We start from the raw sequence: 19,650 nt of genomic DNA, 5'->3' as shown, positions 1-19,650 counted from the left end.
ACGGCTAAAGTGGCAAAACGTGAATTTGTGGCCGAGTGCCACGAATTGCTCCATTCAATTTTGTATTTTCCACAGAGGAGTCAGGTATGACAGATCTCGCAGCGCAGGCGTGTGAAGCCTGTAGGGCGGATGCGCCGTTGGTTTCCGATGAAGAACTGGCGCAGTTGATCCGGGAAATTCCGGACTGGACACCGGTTGTGCGGGACGGCGTGATGCAGCTTGAAAGAGCGTTCAAGTTCCGCAACTTCAAACAGGCGTTGGCATTTACTAACCGGGTAGGCGCCATCGCCGAAGAAGTCGGGCACCACCCCGCACTGTTGACAGAGTGGGGCAAGGTAACGGTCACCTGGTGGAGTCATGAGGCCGGTGGCCTGCACAAGAATGATTTCATCATGGCGGCGCGTACCGACAAGCAGCTTGAGGTGGAGTGAATCCAGCGCCTGCGCCGTATTCGTGAAGTTTGCGAATACGGTGCACACTTCCAGCTGTGAGTTGCGGCGTTCGAGCTATGCGAGATTCCTATGCAAAGTGGCAAGCAGAAATACAGCGGGTAAGTGAGTAAGACAACATGCTGAAGATGAAAGCCAGCTGCGAGCGTTGCAGCGTAAAACTGGGCCTTTCCGATCAAGCCTTTATCTGTTCTTACGAATGTACTTTCTGCACGGACTGCAGCGAATCACTGCAACACGTCTGTCCCAATTGCCAAGGTAATCTGGTGGTCCGCCCGCGGCGACGTACGTCGCCCACAGAGGTACCAAAGTCCGGGTTTAAGGCAAAGCTCGAAACAATCCTTCCCTGAGCGCAACGCTATTTTTGTCAGAGCAGCGCGTTATGAACTTTTTTGTGCCCAGAGTAAAAACTCCTGATTGCCGTCGCCGCCGGTGATCGGGCTGTCAATATAGGTTTTCACCTCCAGCCCCAGCGTTGCACACAGTGCGCTGATTTTTTCCTGTACCCCTTGATACAGTACGGGGTCGCGCACCAGCCCACCTTTACCGATACCGTCGGGGCCGACTTCAAACTGGGGTTTGACCAGGCTCAGCAGATGACCGCCGGGTTTCATCAGTGGCGGCAGCCGCGGCAGGATCAGGGTTTGGGAGATAAATGAAACATCCATCACCACCGCGTCAAACCCCTTGTCGGCCAGAGGAGCCAGCTGTTCGACAGTTAGGTATCTGGCGTTGATGCCCTCGAACAGATGCATGCGCGGATCGTTGCGCAAAGATTCGGCCAATTGGTCGTGCCCTACATCCACACCGACCACCAGCTCGGCACCGCGCTGCAGCAGGCAGTCGCTGAAGCCGCCGGTGGAGCAGCCCACATCCAGTGCCCGCCAGCCATTGGGATCGAGATGCGTGTGATCGAGGACCCCCGCCAGTTTTAGCCCGGCGCGGGATACATAGCGGTCTTCCGGTAGTGGCTCCACGGTGATGCGAGTGTCTTCGCTCACGCTCTGGCTCGCCTTGGTGGCAGGGCGGGGGCTGTGGCCTTCATACAACTGGACGCGCCCCGCGTCGATCAGCTTGCGGGCATGGGTGCGGGAGCTGGCCAGGTTGCGCTTCACCAATAACAAGTCGAGACGGATCATGGACGGCACTATAGTTCTGGCAATCAGCTTTTGAAATGGACGTCGCAAAAACTGACCGATTGTGGAATTGGGGTTGGAAAGGGCGGCCATGCTACCCTCTGTCCCGGATTCTGAGAAGCAGCGGAAACATGCTCCGGCGATGTCATTGCCAATCGGAATAACCATCGCGCCGCAAGATGCAACGGCAGGCGGCGAAAATGGCGTGTAGGAATTATTAGGGAGTTCGGGACAGATGGCAAAAACGGTGTTGAGTAAGTTCAGGGTGCGCAAAGGCCGGGTATTCGAGGCCCCGCTGGAGAATGCGTTCGGCCGGCTCGTCACACCATTCGAAGAGTTCATTCATCGCCAGAGCACCAGCGGTCTGCTATTGATGGCGTGCGCGGTGATTGCACTGATCATTGCCAATTCCGGTTGGCAGGAGGGGTACAAACACCTGCTGCATTTACCGGTGAGCTACAACTTCGGCGACTGGTCGCTGTCCATGAGTTTCCACCATTGGATCAACGACGGGCTGATGGCCATCTTTTTCCTGTTGGTGGGGCTCGAACTCAAGCGGGAGTTCCTCGTTGGTGAATTGTCCGAGCTGAGACACGCAGTGTTGCCGGTGATGGCCGCGGCGGGCGGCATGGTGGTGCCGGCACTGATTTTTTTCGCATTGAACGGCGGGACGCCCGCGGAGCGTGGCTGGGGGATTCCCATGGCCACAGATATCGCATTTGCCGTAGGCTGTATCGCGATTCTGGGTAACCGGGTACCGCGGGCGGTAGTGACGTTTCTGGTGGCGCTGGCCATCGTGGACGACCTGGGAGCCATTCTCGTGATCGCCGTCTGGTATACCGAGAGCGTGAATACCCACGCCCTGATTGCCGCCTGTGTTCTGGTGGGCCTACTTTGGCTGCTGCAATTCGTGGGGGTGCGCCGGTCAGCGGGATATATGTTTGTGGGCATTCTGCTGTGGTATGCGCTGTATCTCACTGGTGTGCACGCCACCCTGGCGGGCGTAATTACCGCGATGGCGATCCCCGCGAGGCCCAAGTACGACCCGGTGGCGTTCAGCACCTTCGTTAAGGACATCATCCGCAGTTTTGACCGTTGCTTTCGTCCAGGCGACAAGATCATTGCCAACGATGCGTTGCGTGCGCGGGTGACCGCTCTGGACAGTGGAATTCATATGGTGCAATCGCCGCTACAGCGGATGGAAACCCGCCTTCACACACCGGTGGCTTTCGTGGTGGTGCCGATATTTGCGCTGGCGAATGCGGGTATTCCCATTGACAGCTTCACCAGCTACACCGCGGTGTTCAACCCGCTTACGCTCGGAGTGATCTGCGGTCTGGTGTTTGGCAAGTTGATCGGCATCGTAGGGGCTACCTGGATTGGCTGGAAGCTGGGTCTGGGTGAATTGCCGAGATCCGCCACCTTCCATCACATTGTCGGTGTGGCACTGCTGGGCGGGATTGGTTTTACCATGTCGATATTTATCTCTGAACTCGCGTTCGAAGGCGCACCCAAAATGTTGATCCAGGCCAAGGCGGGGGTGTTGCTGGCTTCCGTCATCGCCGGCGTATTGGGATTCCTGGTACTGCGGCGGGCCCCGATGGAGGCGTCCACACAGAAAAGCGGCGCGGATCACGGGGACAATACCCAGGTTGGCGAGGAGCGGAAGCTGCCGTAACCGGCCGCGCCTGAGTAAGCGTCATCGGAAGTACCATCACGTCCGGTGACCAGCAGCGAGATCCAAGGTAGCAGCGTCGCGCTTATCCTGTGTTAGTATCGGAAATCTTCAGTTTTGGTCAGTCCAAATTCGGTGATTTCCGATAATTGGCTTGTCACTCAATAAGCATAATCAGGAGTGCGAGGGATGGAGAAGCTTACCCTGCGTAAACAGGAACAGGGCACGCTGGACTTCCGGCAGCCCAGCGATTGGCGCAGTGTGCTGTGCTGGAGCCTGCTGCCAGTGCTGGCACTTGTGGCGGGATTGGGACTGGTGGCCGGCAAGGGCATTGCCGCGGCCGCCTATCCGACGGACAACTCCTTCACCGCGGAAGCCGCGTTCGCGAAAGAGCGCGCGCATTACCCCGACATCAGCATTGCCCGGGTAGCACCTGGACCTGGGATTGTTGTTGAGCGGGGGCGGGTATACCGGCAAATTGGCGCGCGCTCACTGCACCTGGACCTGTTCCGGCCGGATGTTACCGGCGAGGCCTCGTTCAACGTTGGCCAGCACCCCGGGCGGCCGGCGGTGCTGCTGGTGCACGGCGGCGGTTGGCGCTCCGGCAATCGTACCCTGCAGGAGCCCATGGCCATCTATCTCGCCAACCGGGGTTTTGTTGCCGCTACGGTGGAATACCGCCTTTCCCTGGAGGCGCAGTACCCGGCTGCGGTCCAGGACATCAAGGCTGCGCTCTGCTGGCTGCACCGGAATGCGGGGCAGCTCGGGGTTGATCGACATCGCATCGCCATTCTCGGTGCCTCCGCGGGCGCGCAACTGGCTACGCTTGTGGGGGTGACTCCGGGGATACCGGCCTATCGTGAAGAGGGCGAGGGGCGCGATACCGCGTGCGAAGCCGTGGCTGCGATTGTCAATCTCGATGGGGTGGTCAGCTTCATCACACCCATGGCGCTCGCGCACGAGAACGACCCGCGCAAGAATCCATCGGCCGCGGGCGCCTGGTTTGGTGGTCGTTACGAGGAGGTACCGGAGCGCTGGCGCGAGGCGTCGCCACTGGAATACGCCGGCGCCGGCTCTCCCCCCACGTTGTTCATCAACAGCAGCCGACCGCGCTTTCACGCCGGTAGGGACGAGTATATTGCCCGTCTGACGGCGGCGGATGTGGCGACCGAGGTGATGACTCACGGGGACTCGCCGCACCCTTTCTGGTTGTTCCAGCCATGGTTTGATCCCACTGCGGAACGGGTGGCGGATTTTCTGCAGCGCGTGGTGAAATAACGGTCGCAATCGGCAGTTTCCGCTCGCTATACTCGCGCCGAATCGTAAGCCGAAGGGGCTCAGAGGTCCGCGGAAATGCAACAGTCAGAACAGTTTATCGACCTGCTCAAATTGCTGGTGCGCAGCCCCAGTGTCGTGGGCGCGGAACACTCATTTTTTCGGGTGTTGCAGCGCGAGTTGGAGGAGCGCGGTGCCCACGTGACCTGGTACGAGGGGCTTCTGGTGGCCCAGGGCCAGCGCCCGCACAGTGCTAAATTCTCTGCCCACATTGACCGCCACGGCCTGATTTGCACCGGACCCAACGAATTCCAGTACGCCGCCTTTGTTTCCGGGCACCGCTCCGACCTGCTCGGTAACTCGGTGTCCGAAAAACTGATGACGAAAATCGTTGACCGCTTTCAGGGTGTTTCCGTGACCGCTTACGAACCCTGGTCGGGTTCCTACTTCGGCTCCGGAGTCATCCGCCGCGCCTACGTCTGCGGTTATCGCAACAACCTCATTTTCGAAGTGGCGGGGCTTGAGCATGTGGTGGCGGGCACGCCAGTGGCCTTTACCGACCGCCTGAAAGTCAGCGACGGTATTCTCAGTGCGCAGCTCGACAACGTGCTCACCGCGGCGCACTTAGTGCATCTGTATGGGCTCGGTTTCCAGGGTACGGCATTTTTTACCGCGCAGGAGGAATCCGGCAGTAGCTGGCGCTACCTGTTGGAGTGGTTCCGCCGTTTCAATGGCGGTACGGAAAAGCTGATTGTGGTGGATACCAGCCCCTACCCGGACCGGACCAGTGCCGATGCCCAGCAGGTGGTGTTGCGGCGCCGGGATGCCAACGCCGATTTTCACCCCGGCACCACTGCGCGCCTTGCGGCTCTGTGCGAAGCGCAGGGCATTACCTATAGCTATAAAGATACCTACATCGAGGCGCAGAACCATAAAGCTATAGCCGAGGGACAGGAACCCCAGTCTCTGGGAAGTACCGAGCTCGGGCGGATTGTGTCCGCGTCTTCCGGTTTTGTGCAGGGCACCACCCTGCAGATTCCCACCACCGGCTATCACACCATGCAGGAGTCTGCGTCTGTCCGCGCCAACAGCGCGTTCAGCGATCTGCTGTTTGCCATCGCCGCGGACGGTTGATGGCAAGGTGATCAGAATTCTTCGCTGAGTGGATAGCGGTTGCAGCGGTTGTTGCAGTAAGGGCGGTCCGAGCGTATGGCCCCGCTTTCCGGGTGCACGGTCAATTGCCGTTTTTTCTTGCCGTTGTACGCCACCACATTCCAGTAGCCGCCGCGAAACCGGATACTGGAAATTGAGTGGAAGCCGAGGCGCTGCAGACGCTGCTTCACCGCGCCGGGACTTAAGGCAATTTCAGATGGTGTGGAGCCATCGAGATCCGGTCCGTAGAGGTGGGAGGGCATTTGCAGCTCGGGTGAACCGGAAAACCGGAAGTCCTGTGCCGTGAAGGGCCCCGGTTGCTGGGCCATGGCCGCTGCCGAGAATGCCAGTGCCAGGGCGGCCGCACTCGATCGAAAGAAAAAACAGCGAAAGACTGAAACCTTGCGGATGGCAAACAACATGGCGCTCCCCAAATTGCCGTTATCCCATCATTGGTAGGGTGGCAATACGCAAACGCCAAATGTTTTATCCGGTTTTTGTTCCAGGGTCTCCTCAACCGCAGCTGCAATTGCGCCGGGTCTTGCCGGTCAGACCGATCCCCGGGTTGAAGGTGTTGGTGGGGTCCAGCTGTTCGAAGAACTTCCGCTGTGCCTCGGGCGCCTGATACAGGTGCCCCACATTGTGTTCCGCGGGGTAGCGGGCACCGCGCCGGTCGAGCAGTTCCAGCATAGCGGCCTTTACCGCGTCCGCATCGGCGTTCTTTTTCAGGATGTAGTCCTGGTGGAACACATTGCACAGGAAATGCCCGTAGTAGAGCCGGCATTGCAACTGCCCGGCAATTTCTGCCGGCAGCTGCTCCTCCCAGTCCATATCGTTACGGCGCAGGGCAATATCCAGCGGCAGCAACTCTCCCACTTCCCCACTGTGCACCGCGCAATAGCGCATGGCCGCGCCGGCAGAGACAAAGCGGTGCAGCATCGCCTTTGTGGCCTCCTCATCCGTGCAGGCAAAATAATCTCCGGTATTTTCCGCGCGACTGAAAAATTCCCTGAACCACGATTCCGCCGGCGCGATGTTTTCGTCGGCCACCTTGACGATCAGGTGGTGCACGAATTTCTCGCGGTACGCCAACATGCGCGGTGGCAGATGCGCTGGTAGCAACAAGCTGATTTTCTGCAGCAGCCGGTCACTTAGGAAACGCGGCAGGAAGCGGCGCTTGGCGAGCCACGCATCCACCCGGCCCTTGAGTGCAAAGAAGCGCGGCATGTTTCGCGTGCCGAGTTTTTCGATGGTGTAAAAACTGTCTTTGCCGTAGACGGCAGCCAGATCGAACATGTCCCGGTGCAGGTATTCGCCGAGTAGTGGAATCTGTGGCAAGTCGCGTAAAAGGCCGCGGCGCAGTCGCGCAAACACCTGTGCGTTGTTGCTGCCGATGTAAAAGGTCCGGGTAGATTGCGCAATAGGAAATGTGTCCAGTCGCACGGCGAAAACGGCAACCTTGCCGGCACAGCCACTGGCTTCAAACAGTCTTCTGGGGTCGGCGTTGAAGCGCGCCGGAGTGTCCGCATCCACGTCGCGAATGCGCGTTGCGTATTCCCGGTCCGAGGCCATGCGCGGGCGATCATCGTGCTCGGAATAGCGAATTGGCCGTATCTGGCCGAAGGTGCCGCGCTCAAGGTTGCTCAAGATCTCCTCGGGACTGGCACCAAGATCGATACCTGAGTGGTTAATCAGTTGCAGGTCACCGCGTTCATTCACGCGCGCAAACACGGCGAGCTCGGTGTAGGCGGGGCCGCGCTGGCACAGGGCACCGCCGGAACTGTTGGCAATACCGCCCACAATGGATGCGCCAAGGCAGGAAGAGCCAATCTCCGAATGCGGTGCGCGTTGAATTGGCGCGAGCAGTTTTTCCAGTGCATGTAATGTGGCGCCGGGTAGTGCCACCACCTGTCTGCCACCATCCAGCAAGTGGATGGTGTTCATGTGCAGGGTGTTGATGACCACTACCGGGCGGTCGTAGTCTGAACCGCTGGGAGTGGAGCCCTCGGTAAGGCCGGTATTTGCCGCCTGCAGGATGATGATCGCCCCAGCGTCGACACAGGCCTGGAGCACCCGCCACAGCTGCAGCAGTTTTTCCGGAAAAACGACCGCAAGGGCGTCGCCCTCACCGGAGCGAAACCCTTTGCGGAAATGTTCGTTGCGCCGCGGGTCGGCAATGACCCTGTCGGCACCGAGCAGCTGTTCCAGTGTCTGAAGCAGCTGCTGGTTGCTGTCGCTGTTTACGGTATTCAGTCGCGGTCTTCCGTCATCTGAAGGATTTCCCCGCTGTTCGGGTCCAGTTTCAAATCGAATTTCTTACCTTCCTTATAAGCTTCCACTTCCCAGCGGCCGCGCTCCAGCGAAACGTCCACCACCGGTGTGTACCCCTGTTGCTCCAGTTTGGTAATGAGCATCGAAAGAGCCATGGCGCCTGGGGGTGGCATTTCATCTTTGGCATTGGCCTGGGTCGCGGTCATTGCCGCAATGCCGCTGAGCGTCACGGCGAGCAGGGAATTTTTAAAGATCTTCATCGTTTCTCCTTTGCCGGCCATGCCGATCAGTCGGTTGTGCTGAGGCGTTGCTGGATCATGAAGCACCACTCGTCGCTGCCGCCGTCGGGGCCGTGGGCGCCGTCGCCGCCGGTGAGCTTATCAATGGCGGTGAACCACTCGTCGCTCCCTACATCGGGAAGTCCACTGGGAAATTGCTCGGCGATGGCCTCGCTCTGTTGGCTCATCACCTGTTCATTGACCCACTTGAACCACTCCGGGGTGCAGATCAATTGACCCTCGCTGTTCGGGCTTTCCGCCGTGTCACCGGTTGCTGGTGGCGCGGTGGTGGTGTCTGGCGTCGCAGTGTCGGCGTCGGTACCTTGCTCGGGTTCGGTGACGGTCATTTCCTCCACCACTTCCGTCTCTGTCCCTGGCGCCGCGTCCGGATCATGGGTTTCAGATTTGCGACTGCAACCGGACATCGCAATGGCGGTGGCCAGAGTTGTAGCGAGGGTAACGTACAGTAACTTGTGGATCATGGTTCCTCCTCAACAATTCAAACCTCGGCGCGCATGTGAGCGGCCATGTGAAGTAAGCATAGGTGGGATTTGGCGCCTTGCGCGGAAGAATATCCGCTGTGGTTCACATTTCTCTGCATTCACTGTGTCGCGAGGTACTGGCGTTAAGAATTGCGGGTTAAGTCTTATCGTATTATAAATATTAGGCCTTCGTTTCGGCCTTCAGCCGGGGTGTGGCAATAACGATAAATAAACCGGGGTGATTCCATAGCCGTCCCCGGTCCGACTCTCCCGCGGCTGAACACCTCAGCTGAGGTGTTGCAGTACAGCCCTCAACATAAAAGTAAATGTTGAAGGCCCCTATGCCAACCAGGGGGTTTTCCTCAAGTCCGGGATGTGGGGGCAGGCCAGTGAAGATGGCAGCGTGTACGACGCCACCGTGCACCCCAATGTCGTGGACCCGGTGGTATTCCGGGACGTGAGCAATCGCCTGTGGATGACCTACGGTTCTTATTCCGGAGGTATTTTCATCCTTGAGTTGAATTCGAGCACCGGTTTCCCGCTGGCGGGGCAGGGCTATGGCAAACACCTGCTGGGCGGCAATCACGCGCGGATTGAGGCGGCGTATACCATTTATGCGCCGGAAACCGGTTACTACTACATGTTCGTCAGCTACGGCGGTCTAGCCGCCGATGGCGGATACAATATTCGCGTGTCCCGCGCCACCAGTCCGGACGGTCCCTATTACGATGCTAACGGCACCAATATGTCGTCAGTGAAGGGCGCCGCGGGGACTATTTTCGATGACGCCAGTATCGCCCCCCACGGCGTCAAGCTGATGGGCAACCATCTGTTTGCCAACAGCAATAATCAGCTCGGCTATGTTTCACCGGGGCACAATTCCGCCTACCGCAAGGCAGACACCGGGCAGTACTTCATGTTTTTCCACACCCGTTTCCCCGGCCGCGGAGAGGAGCACGAAGTACGCGTGCATGAGTTTTTCCTGAATGACGCCGGCTGGCCGGTGGTGGCGCCACTGCGCTATGCGCAGAAGGTGGACAGCAACAACGCCAGCCGAAGCCGCGAGGAGTTGGAGGCTGTTTTTGCCAGTGAAATCCCTGGGACTTTTCAGCTCATCAACCACGGCAAGGACATTTCCGCGGCGATCAAGGGCTCGAGCGACATCCAGTTGAATACAGGTGGCTCGGTTACCGGTAATCCGTCCGGCAGCTGGGTATACAACGAGGTGACCCGGGATATCACCCTGACCCTGGGGGGCATCAGTTACCAGGGAGTGGTGTCCCGTCAGTGGAATCAGGTGCGCCACCGCTATGAAGTGACCTTCTCGGCCCTGTCGGGCAACGGCACAGCGGTCTGGGGAATCCGGGCTGATTGAGGCTCAATCGAGCCAGAGGTAAAAAAACAGGCGGCCGGTGGCCGCCTGTTTATTCGCTAACCACGCGTAAATATCACAAGGCTGACTGAGAGGCCGCGGCTTCCGCGACGGGAATGTCCGCGAGAGATTCGCCGGCATCGTTGGCCGCGGCAGCGGCCAGACGCTGCTCTTCGATACGACTGGTCCAGGTCAGGAGCGCCTGGTAGTGGCGGATATTCTTCACGTAGGTGACTGGTTCCCAGCCACGCGCGTAACCGTGCTTCAGGGTTGTGTAGTACTGGCGCTTGGCGAGCAGCGGCAGGTGTTCGCGTACGTCTGCCCAGCGGTCCGGGCTGCCGCCCATGCGCTCGGTCAGCACCCGGGCGTCTTCGAGGTGGCCGTAGCCGACGTTATACGCAGCGAGCGCCATCCAGGTGCGGTCCGGTTCGCGGATGCGCTCGGGGATTTTGTCCCGTACCTGCATAAAATAGCGCGCTCCACCCTCGATGCTCTCGATGGGGTCAAGCCGATTCACTCCCATTTCCCGGGCTGTGGCCAGGGTCAGCATCATCAAGCCGCGCACTCCGGTGGGGGACTTGGCGTGCGGGTTCCAGTGGGACTCCTGGTAACTGAGTGCGGCCAACAGTTCCCAGTCCAGATCGTATTGCTTCGCCACCCGCTCCATTTCCGCGCGCCACTGGGGCAGGCGCTCGCGGCTCAGCTGTGCGAAGGTTTGCGCGCCGCCCGCGTTCATTTTGCTCACATGACCGAAATACAGCTCGCGCAGCTCCGCAACCAGCCCGCTAGTATTGGCCCGCAGCATGAAATTGCGCGCCGCATGGTAGAGGGTGTCGTCATCACCCCTGGGGAAAGCCCAGGAGACAGGCTGAAACTGGGTCAGATTGAAGGCGATATGGGTGTTGGGGTAGAGGCCTCGGTGCACGGCGTAGGCATTGGAATCCACCACGGCGTATGTGTATTTGCCCTCATTCACCATGTCCACCAGCTCCATCGCATCCACATCGGAAATTTCTTCCCACGTCAGTGCGGGATAGCGTTCGGAGAGTTTGCGCAACTGCTCGGCGTGGGCGCTGCCGGCGATCACAGCGATATTCTTACCTTCAAGGTCAGCCACGCTGCGCGGGCGGGATTCCCCCAGGCGGTAGATAATCTGCTGGCGAATCTCGAAATAAGAGGGGGCAAAGCGCACTTGCTCGCGGCGTTCGGGGGTTACCGTGAGGCCGGCGGCGGCGAGATGGGCGCCTGAATTCGGGTTTTCCAGCTCGCGGAACAGGTGGCCGAGATCGTGTACGTCGCGAATTTCCAGGGTTACGCCCAGTTCGCGGGCAAACGCGCGCAGCATACCGTATTCAAAACCGGTGTAATTGCCGTTGGCGTCTTCATAGTAGGTGGTGGGGCCGTTCTGGGAAAGGACCACCAGCTTGCCGGATGCCTTGACCTGCTCCAGCAGGCTGGGGGCCTTGCTGGCCACCAACAGGGACGCGCAACAGGTCAGCACTGCACACTTCAAGAGGCGGCAGCTATATCGCAGCAGTCGGCTTTTCATAATCATAGGTTGGTCCCTCGAATCCATTCACTGCTTTATTTTCGGCGCGTCCGACTCGAGGAAAGTTGGGTCGGTTGCGTCATTTCCTGCAGGCGGCGGCTCCTTTGCTACCCGCGCGCAAAGCCTAGTGTCTAATATTTGCCCAGGCCTGGGTCAAAAGCGCGGCAATTCTACCCAAACATCTGCACACTGACCAATCCGTTGACCGTGTCGTCTATATCTTTGTGACCTGCTGGCTTGTTTTGGCAGGATAAGTGTAGTATCCAGCGCCGGCGCCAATAGCGTCACCGCGCGGTTTTAAGAGGTAAATGGCGCCAGAGATCGCTTGTGAGCGGTCTCTTGAGTGGTGTTGTACCGGCGCTTCATCTTTACTGCTCTTGCACCCGGCTGGTTATGTGCCCGAGAGTTGTTTGCAGCAGTGTTGGAGCGCTGTCGCTTCGGGTACAATGCGCGCGCTCACGATACCCCTCGTTCCTGTGCGGCACGCGCCAACGCCAATCCCGTAGCCGATTGCCTATGCCCACAGGTGCTCAATACCAGACAAGAGGCTAACTCCCGCGATGCTAGTTCTGCGTGGTGCTCCCGCACTGTCGAAATTTCGCCATTTAAAACTTCTGACTCAACTCCGCGCCCTGCAGCCCGCCATTGCGGATGTCTACGCCGAGTACGTGCACTTTGCCGACAGCAAAGCGCTCGGTGAGAAAGAACAAGCGCTGCTGGAGCGTCTGCTGCAGTACGGTCCCACCGAAGAGAAGCATCAGCCAGAGGGCGAACTGCTGCTGGTAGTACCGCGTCCGGGCACTATTTCGCCCTGGTCATCCAAGGCCACCGATATTGCCCACAACGCGGGCCTCGGCCAGATACACCGCCTCGAGCGGGGGGTTGCCTACTACATTAGCGGGGTCAAATTAACCGGGGCTGAACGCGACCGGCTGGCGGCAGAGTTGCATGACCGGATGGTGGAGTGCGTTTTCACTGAAATGGCACAGGCGGAGCAACTGTTCCAGGTTGAAGACCCGCGCTCCATGGACCGCGTGGATGTGCTGAATGGCGGCCGCGATGCGCTGGCAGAGGCCAATGTCAATCTGGGGCTGGCGCTGGCGGACGACGAGATCGACTATTTGCTGACCAGCTTCGAAGAACTGGAGCGCAACCCCACTGATGTGGAACTGATGATGTTCGCGCAGGCGAACTCTGAACACTGCCGCCACAAGATCTTCAATGCCAGCTGGACCATCGACGGCGAAGACATGCCGAACTCCCTGTTCGGCATGATCAAAAACACCTATCGCCTGGGGGGCGAGAACGTACTCTCCGCCTACGCGGACAACGCCGCCGTGGTGGTGGGCCACCACGCCGGCCGCTTCTACCCGGACCCCGAGACCAAAGTCTACGGTTTCAGTCAGGAAGCCATCCATCTATTAATGAAGGTGGAAACCCACAACCACCCGACTGCGATCGCGCCGTTCTCCGGTGCCGGTACCGGCGCCGGTGGCGAGATCCGCGACGAGGGCGCGGTGGGCCGCGGCTCCAAGCCCAAGGTAGGCCTGACCGGCTTCACCGTGTCCAACCTGCTGATCCCGGGGTACCTGCAGCCGTGGGAAGTGAACTACGGCAAACCCGAGCGCATCGTCACCGCGCTCGACATCATGATCGAGGGCCCCATTGGCGGTGCCGCATTCAACAACGAGTTCGGCCGCCCGAATATCTGCGGCTATTTCAGAACCTTTGAAGAAGACTTCGACGGCGAGCGCCGCGGTTACCATAAGCCCATCATGCTGGCAGGTGGCTACGGCAATATCCGTGAAGAGCATATCGAAAAGCCCGCATTCCAGCCCGGCGCCAAGCTGATCGTGCTCGGCGGCCCGGCCATGTTGATCGGTCTCGGCGGCGGCGCGGCCTCCAGTATGGCAAGCGGCTCCAGCTCAGCGGACCTGGACTTCGCGTCCGTACAGCGCCAGAACCCGGAAATCGAGCGCCGTTGTCAGGAAGTCATCGACCAGTGCTGGCAGCTGGGGGACAAGAATCCCATCGCCTTCATCCACGATGTGGGTGCCGGTGGCCTGTCCAACGCCTTCCCGGAACTGGTGAAAGACGGCGGCACCGGCGGCAAATTCGAACTGCGCAATGTGCCGTCCGATGAGCCGGGCATGAGCCCGCTGGAAATCTGGTGCAATGAATCCCAGGAACGCTACGTGATGGCGGTGATGCCGCAGGATCTGGAGCGTTTCCAGAAAATCTGCGAGCGCGAGCGCGCGCCCTTCGCGGTCGTTGGTGAGGCCACCAGCGAGAAGCACCTGACACTTAATGACAAGCAGTTCGATGCCAAACCGGTAGACCTGCCCATGTCCGTGCTGTTCGGCAAGCCGCCGAAGATGCACCGTGTGGCGGAGAAGCGCGAAGCCAGCACCACCGCGTTCGACACCAGCAACATCGACCTGAACGAAGCTGCCGAGCGCGTACTGCGTCTGCCGACTGTCGCCAGCAAGAACTTCCTGATCACCATCGGCGACCGCACCGTAACCGGCCAGGTCTCCCGCGATCAGATGGTCGGCCCTTGGCAAGTGCCGGTGGCGGACTGCGGTGTGACCACTGTGGCCTACGACAGCTACGCCGGTGAAGCCATGTCCATGGGCGAGCGCACGCCGGTAGCATTGCTGGACGCGCCGGCTTCTGGCCGTCTCGCGGTCGGTGAGGCCATCACCAACATCGCCTGCGCACCGATCAAGCAACTGTCCGATATCAAGCTCTCCGCCAACTGGATGTGCGCCGCCGGCCACCCGGGCGAAGAGGAAAAGCTGTACCGCACCGTAGAAGCCATCGGCATGGAACTGTGCCCGGCACTTGGCATCACCATACCGGTAGGCAAGGACTCCATGTCCATGCGCACTGCGTGGAACGACGACGGGGTGGACAAGGCCGTTACCGCACCTTTGTCGCTGGTGATCTCTGCGTTCAGCCCAGTCACCGATGTGCGCAAGGTGGCCACCCCGCAACTGCGGCGCACCGCAAAGGGCGAAACCGAGTTGCTGCTGGTGGATCTGGGTGCCGGCAAAAACCGCCTCGGTGGCTCCTGCCTGGCGCAGGTGTACAACCAGCTGGGTGATAAGCCAGCGGATCTGGACGATGCCAAGCGTCTCAAAGGCTTCTTTGAGGTGATGCAGGAACTGCTTGAGGAAGACAAAGTTATCGCCTACCACGATCGCGCCGATGGCGGCCTGTTCGCCACACTGGCGGAAATGAGCTTCGCCGGTCGCGTAGGTGTGGATGTGGAGATTTACGATCTCGGCGAGGACCCGATTGCCGCACTGTTCAGTGAAGAACTTGGTGCAGTGCTGCAGGTACCCGCCGCGGACGCGGACATGTTGGCCATGCGCTTCGCCTCCGTTGGTGTTCCCGCCCACCAAATCGGTGGTCTTAACGACAAAGAGCAGCTGCGCATCACCCGCAACGGCAAGGAAATCTTCAACCGGGGACGCGCTGAACTGCAGCAGATCTGGAGCGAAACCAGCTACCGCATTCAGTCCCTTCGCGATAACGCCGACTGCGCCAAGCAGGAATTCGACGCCCTGGCCAAATCTGCCCAGCAGGACCCGGGTCTGTCGGTGAATCTGAGCTACGACGTCAACGAAGACATCGCCGCACCCTACATCAAGAAGGGCGTGCGTCCGAAAGTGGCAATCCTGCGGGAGCAGGGCGTCAACAGCCAGGTGGAAATGGCGCACTCCTTCCACCGAGCCGGCTTCGATGCCATCGACGTGCACATGAGCGACATTCTCGCCGGCCGTGTAGAACTGGATCAGTTCAAAGGTCTGGTGGGCTGTGGTGGCTTCTCCTACGGTGACGTACTCGGCGCCGGTGAAGGCTGGGCCAAGACCATCCTTTTCAACGACCGTGCCCGCGATCAGTTCGAGGCCTTCTTCAATCGCAAGGACACCTTTGGCCTCGGCGTGTGCAATGGTTGCCAGATGTTCTCCGTGATCAAGGAGCTGATCCCCGGTGCCAGTCACTGGCCGCGCTTCGTGCGCAACTTATCTGAGCAGTACGAAGCGCGCTTCGCGCTGGTGGGCGTGGAAGATTCGCCATCCGTACTGTTCAGGGGCATGGCCGGTTCCTATATGCCGGTGGCGGTTGCCCACGGTGAAGGCCGTGTGGAATTCGCGAGCCAGAAGGCGCTGGAAGCTTGCGAGCAATCGGGCACCATCGCCATGCGTTTCCTCAACAACAACCAGCAGATTACCGAAACCTATCCGGCCAACCCCAACGGCTCTGTCAATGGGATCACCTCCCTGTGTTCCGAAGACGGTCGCGTCACCATCATGATGCCGCACCCGGAGCGCGTCGCCCGCGCGGTCAGCAACAGCTGGCACCCTGACGACTGGGAAGAGGATTCCGGCTGGATGCGCCTGTTCCGCAATGCGCGAGTGTTTGTGGACTAACCCAGGTCAGCTGAAGACCTGGCACCGAGAAAACCCGCTCAATTGAGCGGGTTTTTTTTAGCGCTTAAATCAACCTCCTGCGAGAGTCTATGGTGTTGCTGTAAGGGCAGTTCGGATACAGCAGGGATAATCTAGGTACGCTTGGAGCTGAAGATATGAGACAAAATTGGTCCCGCTGCCCGATATTTCTATAGACGCTCAACGAGAGAGTAAATTTTTAAATAAATCAGATAGTTACTGGAGCCGTTCCCAGATGGGGATAGTGGGCATCATGATGATTTTTGTTGGGGTTACCGAAAGGTGGTTCTGGCTATGGGCTTGACGATATCGGCCTTTGGAGACATTCTGGCGCACAAAGTTTCAAGTGATAGAGGGCGCGAGGATATTGGCCTGCCTGCCCACTAATAAACTGTTAGGCGCCTTACTGAAGTAGGAGAAAATATGTCAGATTGTGGTTGTGGGGCAGAACAAGCGGAGAGTCTGGAAAAGAAAACTCTCATCATTCTGTTATCTATCAATGCATTTATGTTTGTTACTGAATTAACGCTGGGCTGGTTGGCGCAATCTACCGGGCTTATCGCTGACTCGCTAGATATGCTAGCTGATGCTACTGTCTATGGTCTGTCACTATATGCAGTTGGGAAAGGAGTCGTGAAGCAAGCAAAGGCGGCTAGAGTGAGCGGTTACCTACAAATAATTTTGGGGCTTGGCGTTTTATTCGAAGTGATCAGGCGTATGGTTTTTGGCAGTGAACCTCAAAGCACTCTTATCATTGTTGTCGGTGCGGTTGCCCTCCTGGCAAACATCATTTGTTTAATTCTCATTTCCAAGCACAAAGATAGCGGCGTACACATGCGCGCTTCGTGGATATTTTCAACAAATGATGTCATTGCCAACTTGGGGGTAATTATATCTGGTGTTCTTGTTGCCATCGTTGGCAGTCGCTATCCCGACCTAATTGTGGGAACAATAATATCAATCGTGGTGATTCGTGGCGGTATAAAAATACTACAAGATGCGGACCAAACTCAGAAATCAGGAAATCGCGCCTAACAAAGCGCTGCAGAGGGACGGCCAACGCTATGCACCTTTGTGCTGGTCGCTGCGCTCCCATTTTCGCACAAAGGTGCATAGCATTGGCCGCCCCTGAGCGCGGCGTTAATTGCGACGTGAAGTCGTATAAATTTCTGTTACACACTCTGATAAATCACAGGAGGTTATTTCTCAGAACGATGTAACCCGATGTTCTGCCATCGGTTTCCTACCGGCACATGCGTGGAGAGTAATTTCGGGGTGTGAAGCTGCCGGGACAATGTAACCTGCGGGCACAGCCCGGGAGAGAATAACCGCGAGGCATTCTCAACTCTGCCAGCACCAAGGCGGTAAGGGGCTAGGAATGGATAGTATGGTCAACTCAGGTGAACTGCTGCACTCCCGTTATGCGCAAGAAGCCAAAGGTGCTGGCAGGCTTTAACCAAAAGGTGCGTGGACAAGTTGGTGGGCTTTTAACGTCTCACCACGCAGATGTTGCTCCGCCGGGGGACAGGCAGGACCTAACCTATCCCGAGATTTATACGGAACACGATAACCCCGTATCGTACCGGGCAACCGGAAAGCGAGCCGTGAGGCAAGCTGATTATGATGCGGGTGTAGGAGGCTGGAAGAAGCGAATGCCGCGCTGTAATGACGCGGATACGGGTTCCAACTTTGCCCGGCGCGAAAGCGAGCAGACGTCCAGCTGGTGCCTCATCGCGAGAGAGGTTGGAGAACCGGTTTTGTGGGGGAAAGCAAATGACGGCGATCGTGGAGCACCCGGAGACGGACAGGCCGCGTTCCAGTGCCGGTGCGCCCCCAGCGGGAACGGCGAGCCAGACCGACAGGCCGGCAATGGCCATCGAGACAGCCCGTTACCACGTCCACCGGCTGCAGCGGCGTATCGCGAAGGCGGTTGAAGACAAACGTTACAACAAAGCCCGCGCACTGCAACGGCTTCTCACCAGCTCCCATGCTGGCAAACTGCTGGCCGCGCACCGTGTCATGCACAACCGCGGCCGCAAGACTCCCGGTATCGACGGTATCACCTGGCAGTGGCCGCAAGATCGCGCTGAAGCGATACAGTCCCTGCAGCGGCGAGGCTATCGCGCTCAGCCGCTGCGCCGCATCTCCATCCCCAAGGCCAATGGCAAGGAGCGCCCCCTGGGCATTCCCACCATGGTCGACCGCGCGGCCCAGGCCCTGCAGCACCTCGCGCTGGAACCCTGGGCAGAAGCGAAAGCCGATCGCCATTCCTACGGCTTCCGCCCCAAACGCTCGACCGCAGATGCCCTGCAACAGTGCTATATCGCCCTGTCCCGCAGAACCTGCGCTGAATGGGTATTGGATGCGGATATCAAGGGCTGCTTCGATCACCTCAGCCACGAATGGCTGCTAGCGCATATCCCCATGGATAAACACCTGCTACAGCAGTGGCTGAAGTGCGGCTACATCGATCGACAGGTCTACTACCAGACTGACGAAGGTACGCCGCAAGGTGGCATCATCAGCCCACTCCTCGCCAACATGGCTCTGGACGGACTGGAAGCTGCCATCGAGGCTGCCGTGCCCAAGAGTGGCAGCCGCGTCAATATCGTTCGCTACGCGGACGACATCGTCATCACCGGCGCCAGCCGGGAACTACTGGAGCAACAGGTAAAACCCGCTCTCGAAGCCTTCCTGGCCGAACGCGGACTCATTCTGTCTCCCGAGAAGACCCGCATTGCACATATCAACGAAGGGTTCGACTTCCTCGGCTGCAACCTGCGCAAGTACAGTGGCAAGCTGCTGACCCGGCCCGCCACGGACAAGGTCCGGGCCTTCGCAGGAAAGATCCGCACCCTCATCAAGCGCGGCGTCGCGCTACCCACCTTCCAGCTGCTCACACGCCTCAATCGCGTGTTGCGAGGCTGGTTCAACTACTACCGCCCCTGGGTATCCAAGGCGACCTTCGCCTTGATCGATACCCTGGTTTACCGGGCGCTGTGGTGGTGGATGCGACGGCGACACAAAAACCGTCAGAAACACTGGCTTTACGGTCACTACACCCGTCCACAACGCACGCCCAACGGCAGCTATCGGCGGGTGTTCACCGGCCAGACCCGCACCGCTCTGGGGATTATCCGCAGGATAACCCTCTTCAAACTGAGCGACCTGCCAATCCGGCGCCACACCAAGATAGTGGCAAAGGCTACCCCACATACGCCGGGCTGTGGAAGCTACTTCCGCAAGCGCTGGCAACAGGGGCAGAGCAACCGCAGGGCAGACCGGGCCTACCTTGCCAGATACCAGCTGGCGGCGTAATGTGGAAAGCAAAATTGTTTATAACGAGTCAAACTGCCGGGTTCCTTGAGCCTTTGAGGGGCTTGAGCCGTATGCGAGGAAACCCGCACGTACGGTTCTTAGAGGGCTGGGAGTCGGTAACGGCTCCTGGCTACTCGGCGTTTGCATTCGAGTGATTGCGGGAAATCAAAAAAGGAGAGCGTTTTGAAATTGATACAAAGATGGGTGCTGACGCTGCTGTGTTTCTTTGCCGCAAT

General features: G+C 58.9%; 15 protein-coding genes. 9 read left to right on the top strand and 6 right to left on the bottom strand.

The features are described from left to right. The first annotated feature begins 86 nt into the window (after positions 1 to 86). Positions 87 to 431 carry a 4a-hydroxytetrahydrobiopterin dehydratase gene (locus tag GNX18_RS07565; RefSeq protein WP_138237253.1) on the top strand — a complete coding sequence of 115 codons (345 nt, stop codon included), beginning with the start codon at positions 87 to 89 and terminating at the stop codon, positions 429 to 431. Positions 432 to 568: 137 nt separating this feature from the next. Further along, positions 569 to 799 carry a DUF1272 domain-containing protein gene (locus GNX18_RS07560; RefSeq protein WP_138237254.1) on the top strand — a complete coding sequence of 77 codons (231 nt, stop codon included), beginning with the start codon at positions 569 to 571 and terminating at the stop codon, positions 797 to 799. A gap of 30 nt (positions 800 to 829) precedes the next feature. Here GNX18_RS07560 and GNX18_RS07555 read toward each other — a convergent pair whose 3' ends face one another. Then, complete coding sequence (locus tag GNX18_RS07555; RefSeq protein WP_371808088.1) at positions 830 to 1,678, bottom strand: TlyA family RNA methyltransferase; 849 nt, start codon at positions 1,676 to 1,678, stop codon at positions 830 to 832. 154 nt (positions 1,679 to 1,832) lie between these two features. Between GNX18_RS07555 and nhaA the strand changes: the two genes are divergently transcribed. From nhaA to GNX18_RS07540, 3 genes are all read left to right on the top strand, one after another. Next, positions 1,833 to 3,263, top strand: a complete 1,431-nt coding sequence (gene nhaA, locus GNX18_RS07550; protein WP_240914287.1) for a Na+/H+ antiporter NhaA — start codon at positions 1,833 to 1,835, stop codon at positions 3,261 to 3,263. 186 nt (positions 3,264 to 3,449) lie between these two features. Continuing rightward, positions 3,450 to 4,538 (top strand): alpha/beta hydrolase, encoded by a 1,089-nt coding sequence (locus tag GNX18_RS07545; RefSeq protein WP_166216688.1) that lies wholly within the window; start codon positions 3,450 to 3,452, stop codon positions 4,536 to 4,538. A gap of 75 nt (positions 4,539 to 4,613) precedes the next feature. Continuing rightward, positions 4,614 to 5,669, top strand: a complete 1,056-nt coding sequence (locus GNX18_RS07540) for a peptidase M42 (RefSeq protein WP_138237258.1) — start codon at positions 4,614 to 4,616, stop codon at positions 5,667 to 5,669. Positions 5,670 to 5,680: 11 nt separating this feature from the next. Here GNX18_RS07540 and GNX18_RS07535 read toward each other — a convergent pair whose 3' ends face one another. The 4 genes from GNX18_RS07535 to GNX18_RS07520 form a co-directional block, all read right to left on the bottom strand. Beyond that, positions 5,681 to 6,109 (bottom strand): hypothetical protein, encoded by a 429-nt coding sequence (locus tag GNX18_RS07535; RefSeq protein WP_138237259.1) that lies wholly within the window; start codon positions 6,107 to 6,109, stop codon positions 5,681 to 5,683. Positions 6,110 to 6,200: 91 nt separating this feature from the next. Beyond that, a complete protein-coding gene (gene dld / locus GNX18_RS07530; protein WP_166220457.1) occupies positions 6,201 to 7,940 on the bottom strand; it encodes a D-lactate dehydrogenase in 1,740 nt (579 codons plus the stop codon). Beyond that, on the bottom strand, positions 7,937 to 8,218 hold the full coding sequence (locus GNX18_RS07525) for a PepSY domain-containing protein (protein ID WP_166216685.1): 282 nt from the start codon (positions 8,216 to 8,218) through the stop codon (positions 7,937 to 7,939). The genes dld and GNX18_RS07525 overlap by 4 nt, the downstream gene beginning before the upstream one ends. A gap of 26 nt (positions 8,219 to 8,244) precedes the next feature. Further along, on the bottom strand, positions 8,245 to 8,718 hold the full coding sequence (locus GNX18_RS07520; protein WP_166216682.1) for a hypothetical protein: 474 nt from the start codon (positions 8,716 to 8,718) through the stop codon (positions 8,245 to 8,247). A gap of 373 nt (positions 8,719 to 9,091) precedes the next feature. Here GNX18_RS07520 and GNX18_RS07515 point away from each other — a divergent pair, with 373 nt between their 5' ends. Then, positions 9,092 to 10,093 (top strand): glycoside hydrolase family 43 protein, encoded by a 1,002-nt coding sequence (locus GNX18_RS07515; RefSeq protein ID WP_166216679.1) that lies wholly within the window; start codon positions 9,092 to 9,094, stop codon positions 10,091 to 10,093. A gap of 73 nt (positions 10,094 to 10,166) precedes the next feature. On the opposite strand, the gene mltF is transcribed toward GNX18_RS07515, so the two are convergent. After that, a complete protein-coding gene (mltF, locus tag GNX18_RS07510; protein WP_166216675.1) occupies positions 10,167 to 11,645 on the bottom strand; it encodes a membrane-bound lytic murein transglycosylase MltF in 1,479 nt (492 codons plus the stop codon). Positions 11,646 to 12,199: 554 nt separating this feature from the next. On the opposite strand from mltF, the gene purL reads away from it, so the two are divergent. From purL to ltrA, 3 genes are all read left to right on the top strand, one after another. Continuing rightward, entirely contained in the window at positions 12,200 to 16,078 is a 3,879-nt protein-coding gene (gene purL, locus GNX18_RS07505; RefSeq protein WP_205828089.1) for a phosphoribosylformylglycinamidine synthase, read from the top strand. A 441-nt stretch (positions 16,079 to 16,519) separates the two neighbouring features. Further along, complete coding sequence (locus GNX18_RS07500) at positions 16,520 to 17,131, top strand: cation transporter (protein WP_127696259.1); 612 nt, start codon at positions 16,520 to 16,522, stop codon at positions 17,129 to 17,131. A gap of 738 nt (positions 17,132 to 17,869) precedes the next feature. Continuing rightward, entirely contained in the window at positions 17,870 to 19,414 is a 1,545-nt protein-coding gene (ltrA, locus tag GNX18_RS07495; protein WP_205827996.1) for a group II intron reverse transcriptase/maturase, read from the top strand. Positions 19,415 to 19,650: the final 236 nt, after the last annotated feature.

The organism is Microbulbifer sp. SH-1 (assembly GCF_011326135.1).
GTDB classification, from domain to species: domain Bacteria; phylum Pseudomonadota; class Gammaproteobacteria; order Pseudomonadales; family Cellvibrionaceae; genus Microbulbifer; species Microbulbifer harenosus.
This window is presented reverse-complemented; position numbering and strand designations above follow the sequence as displayed.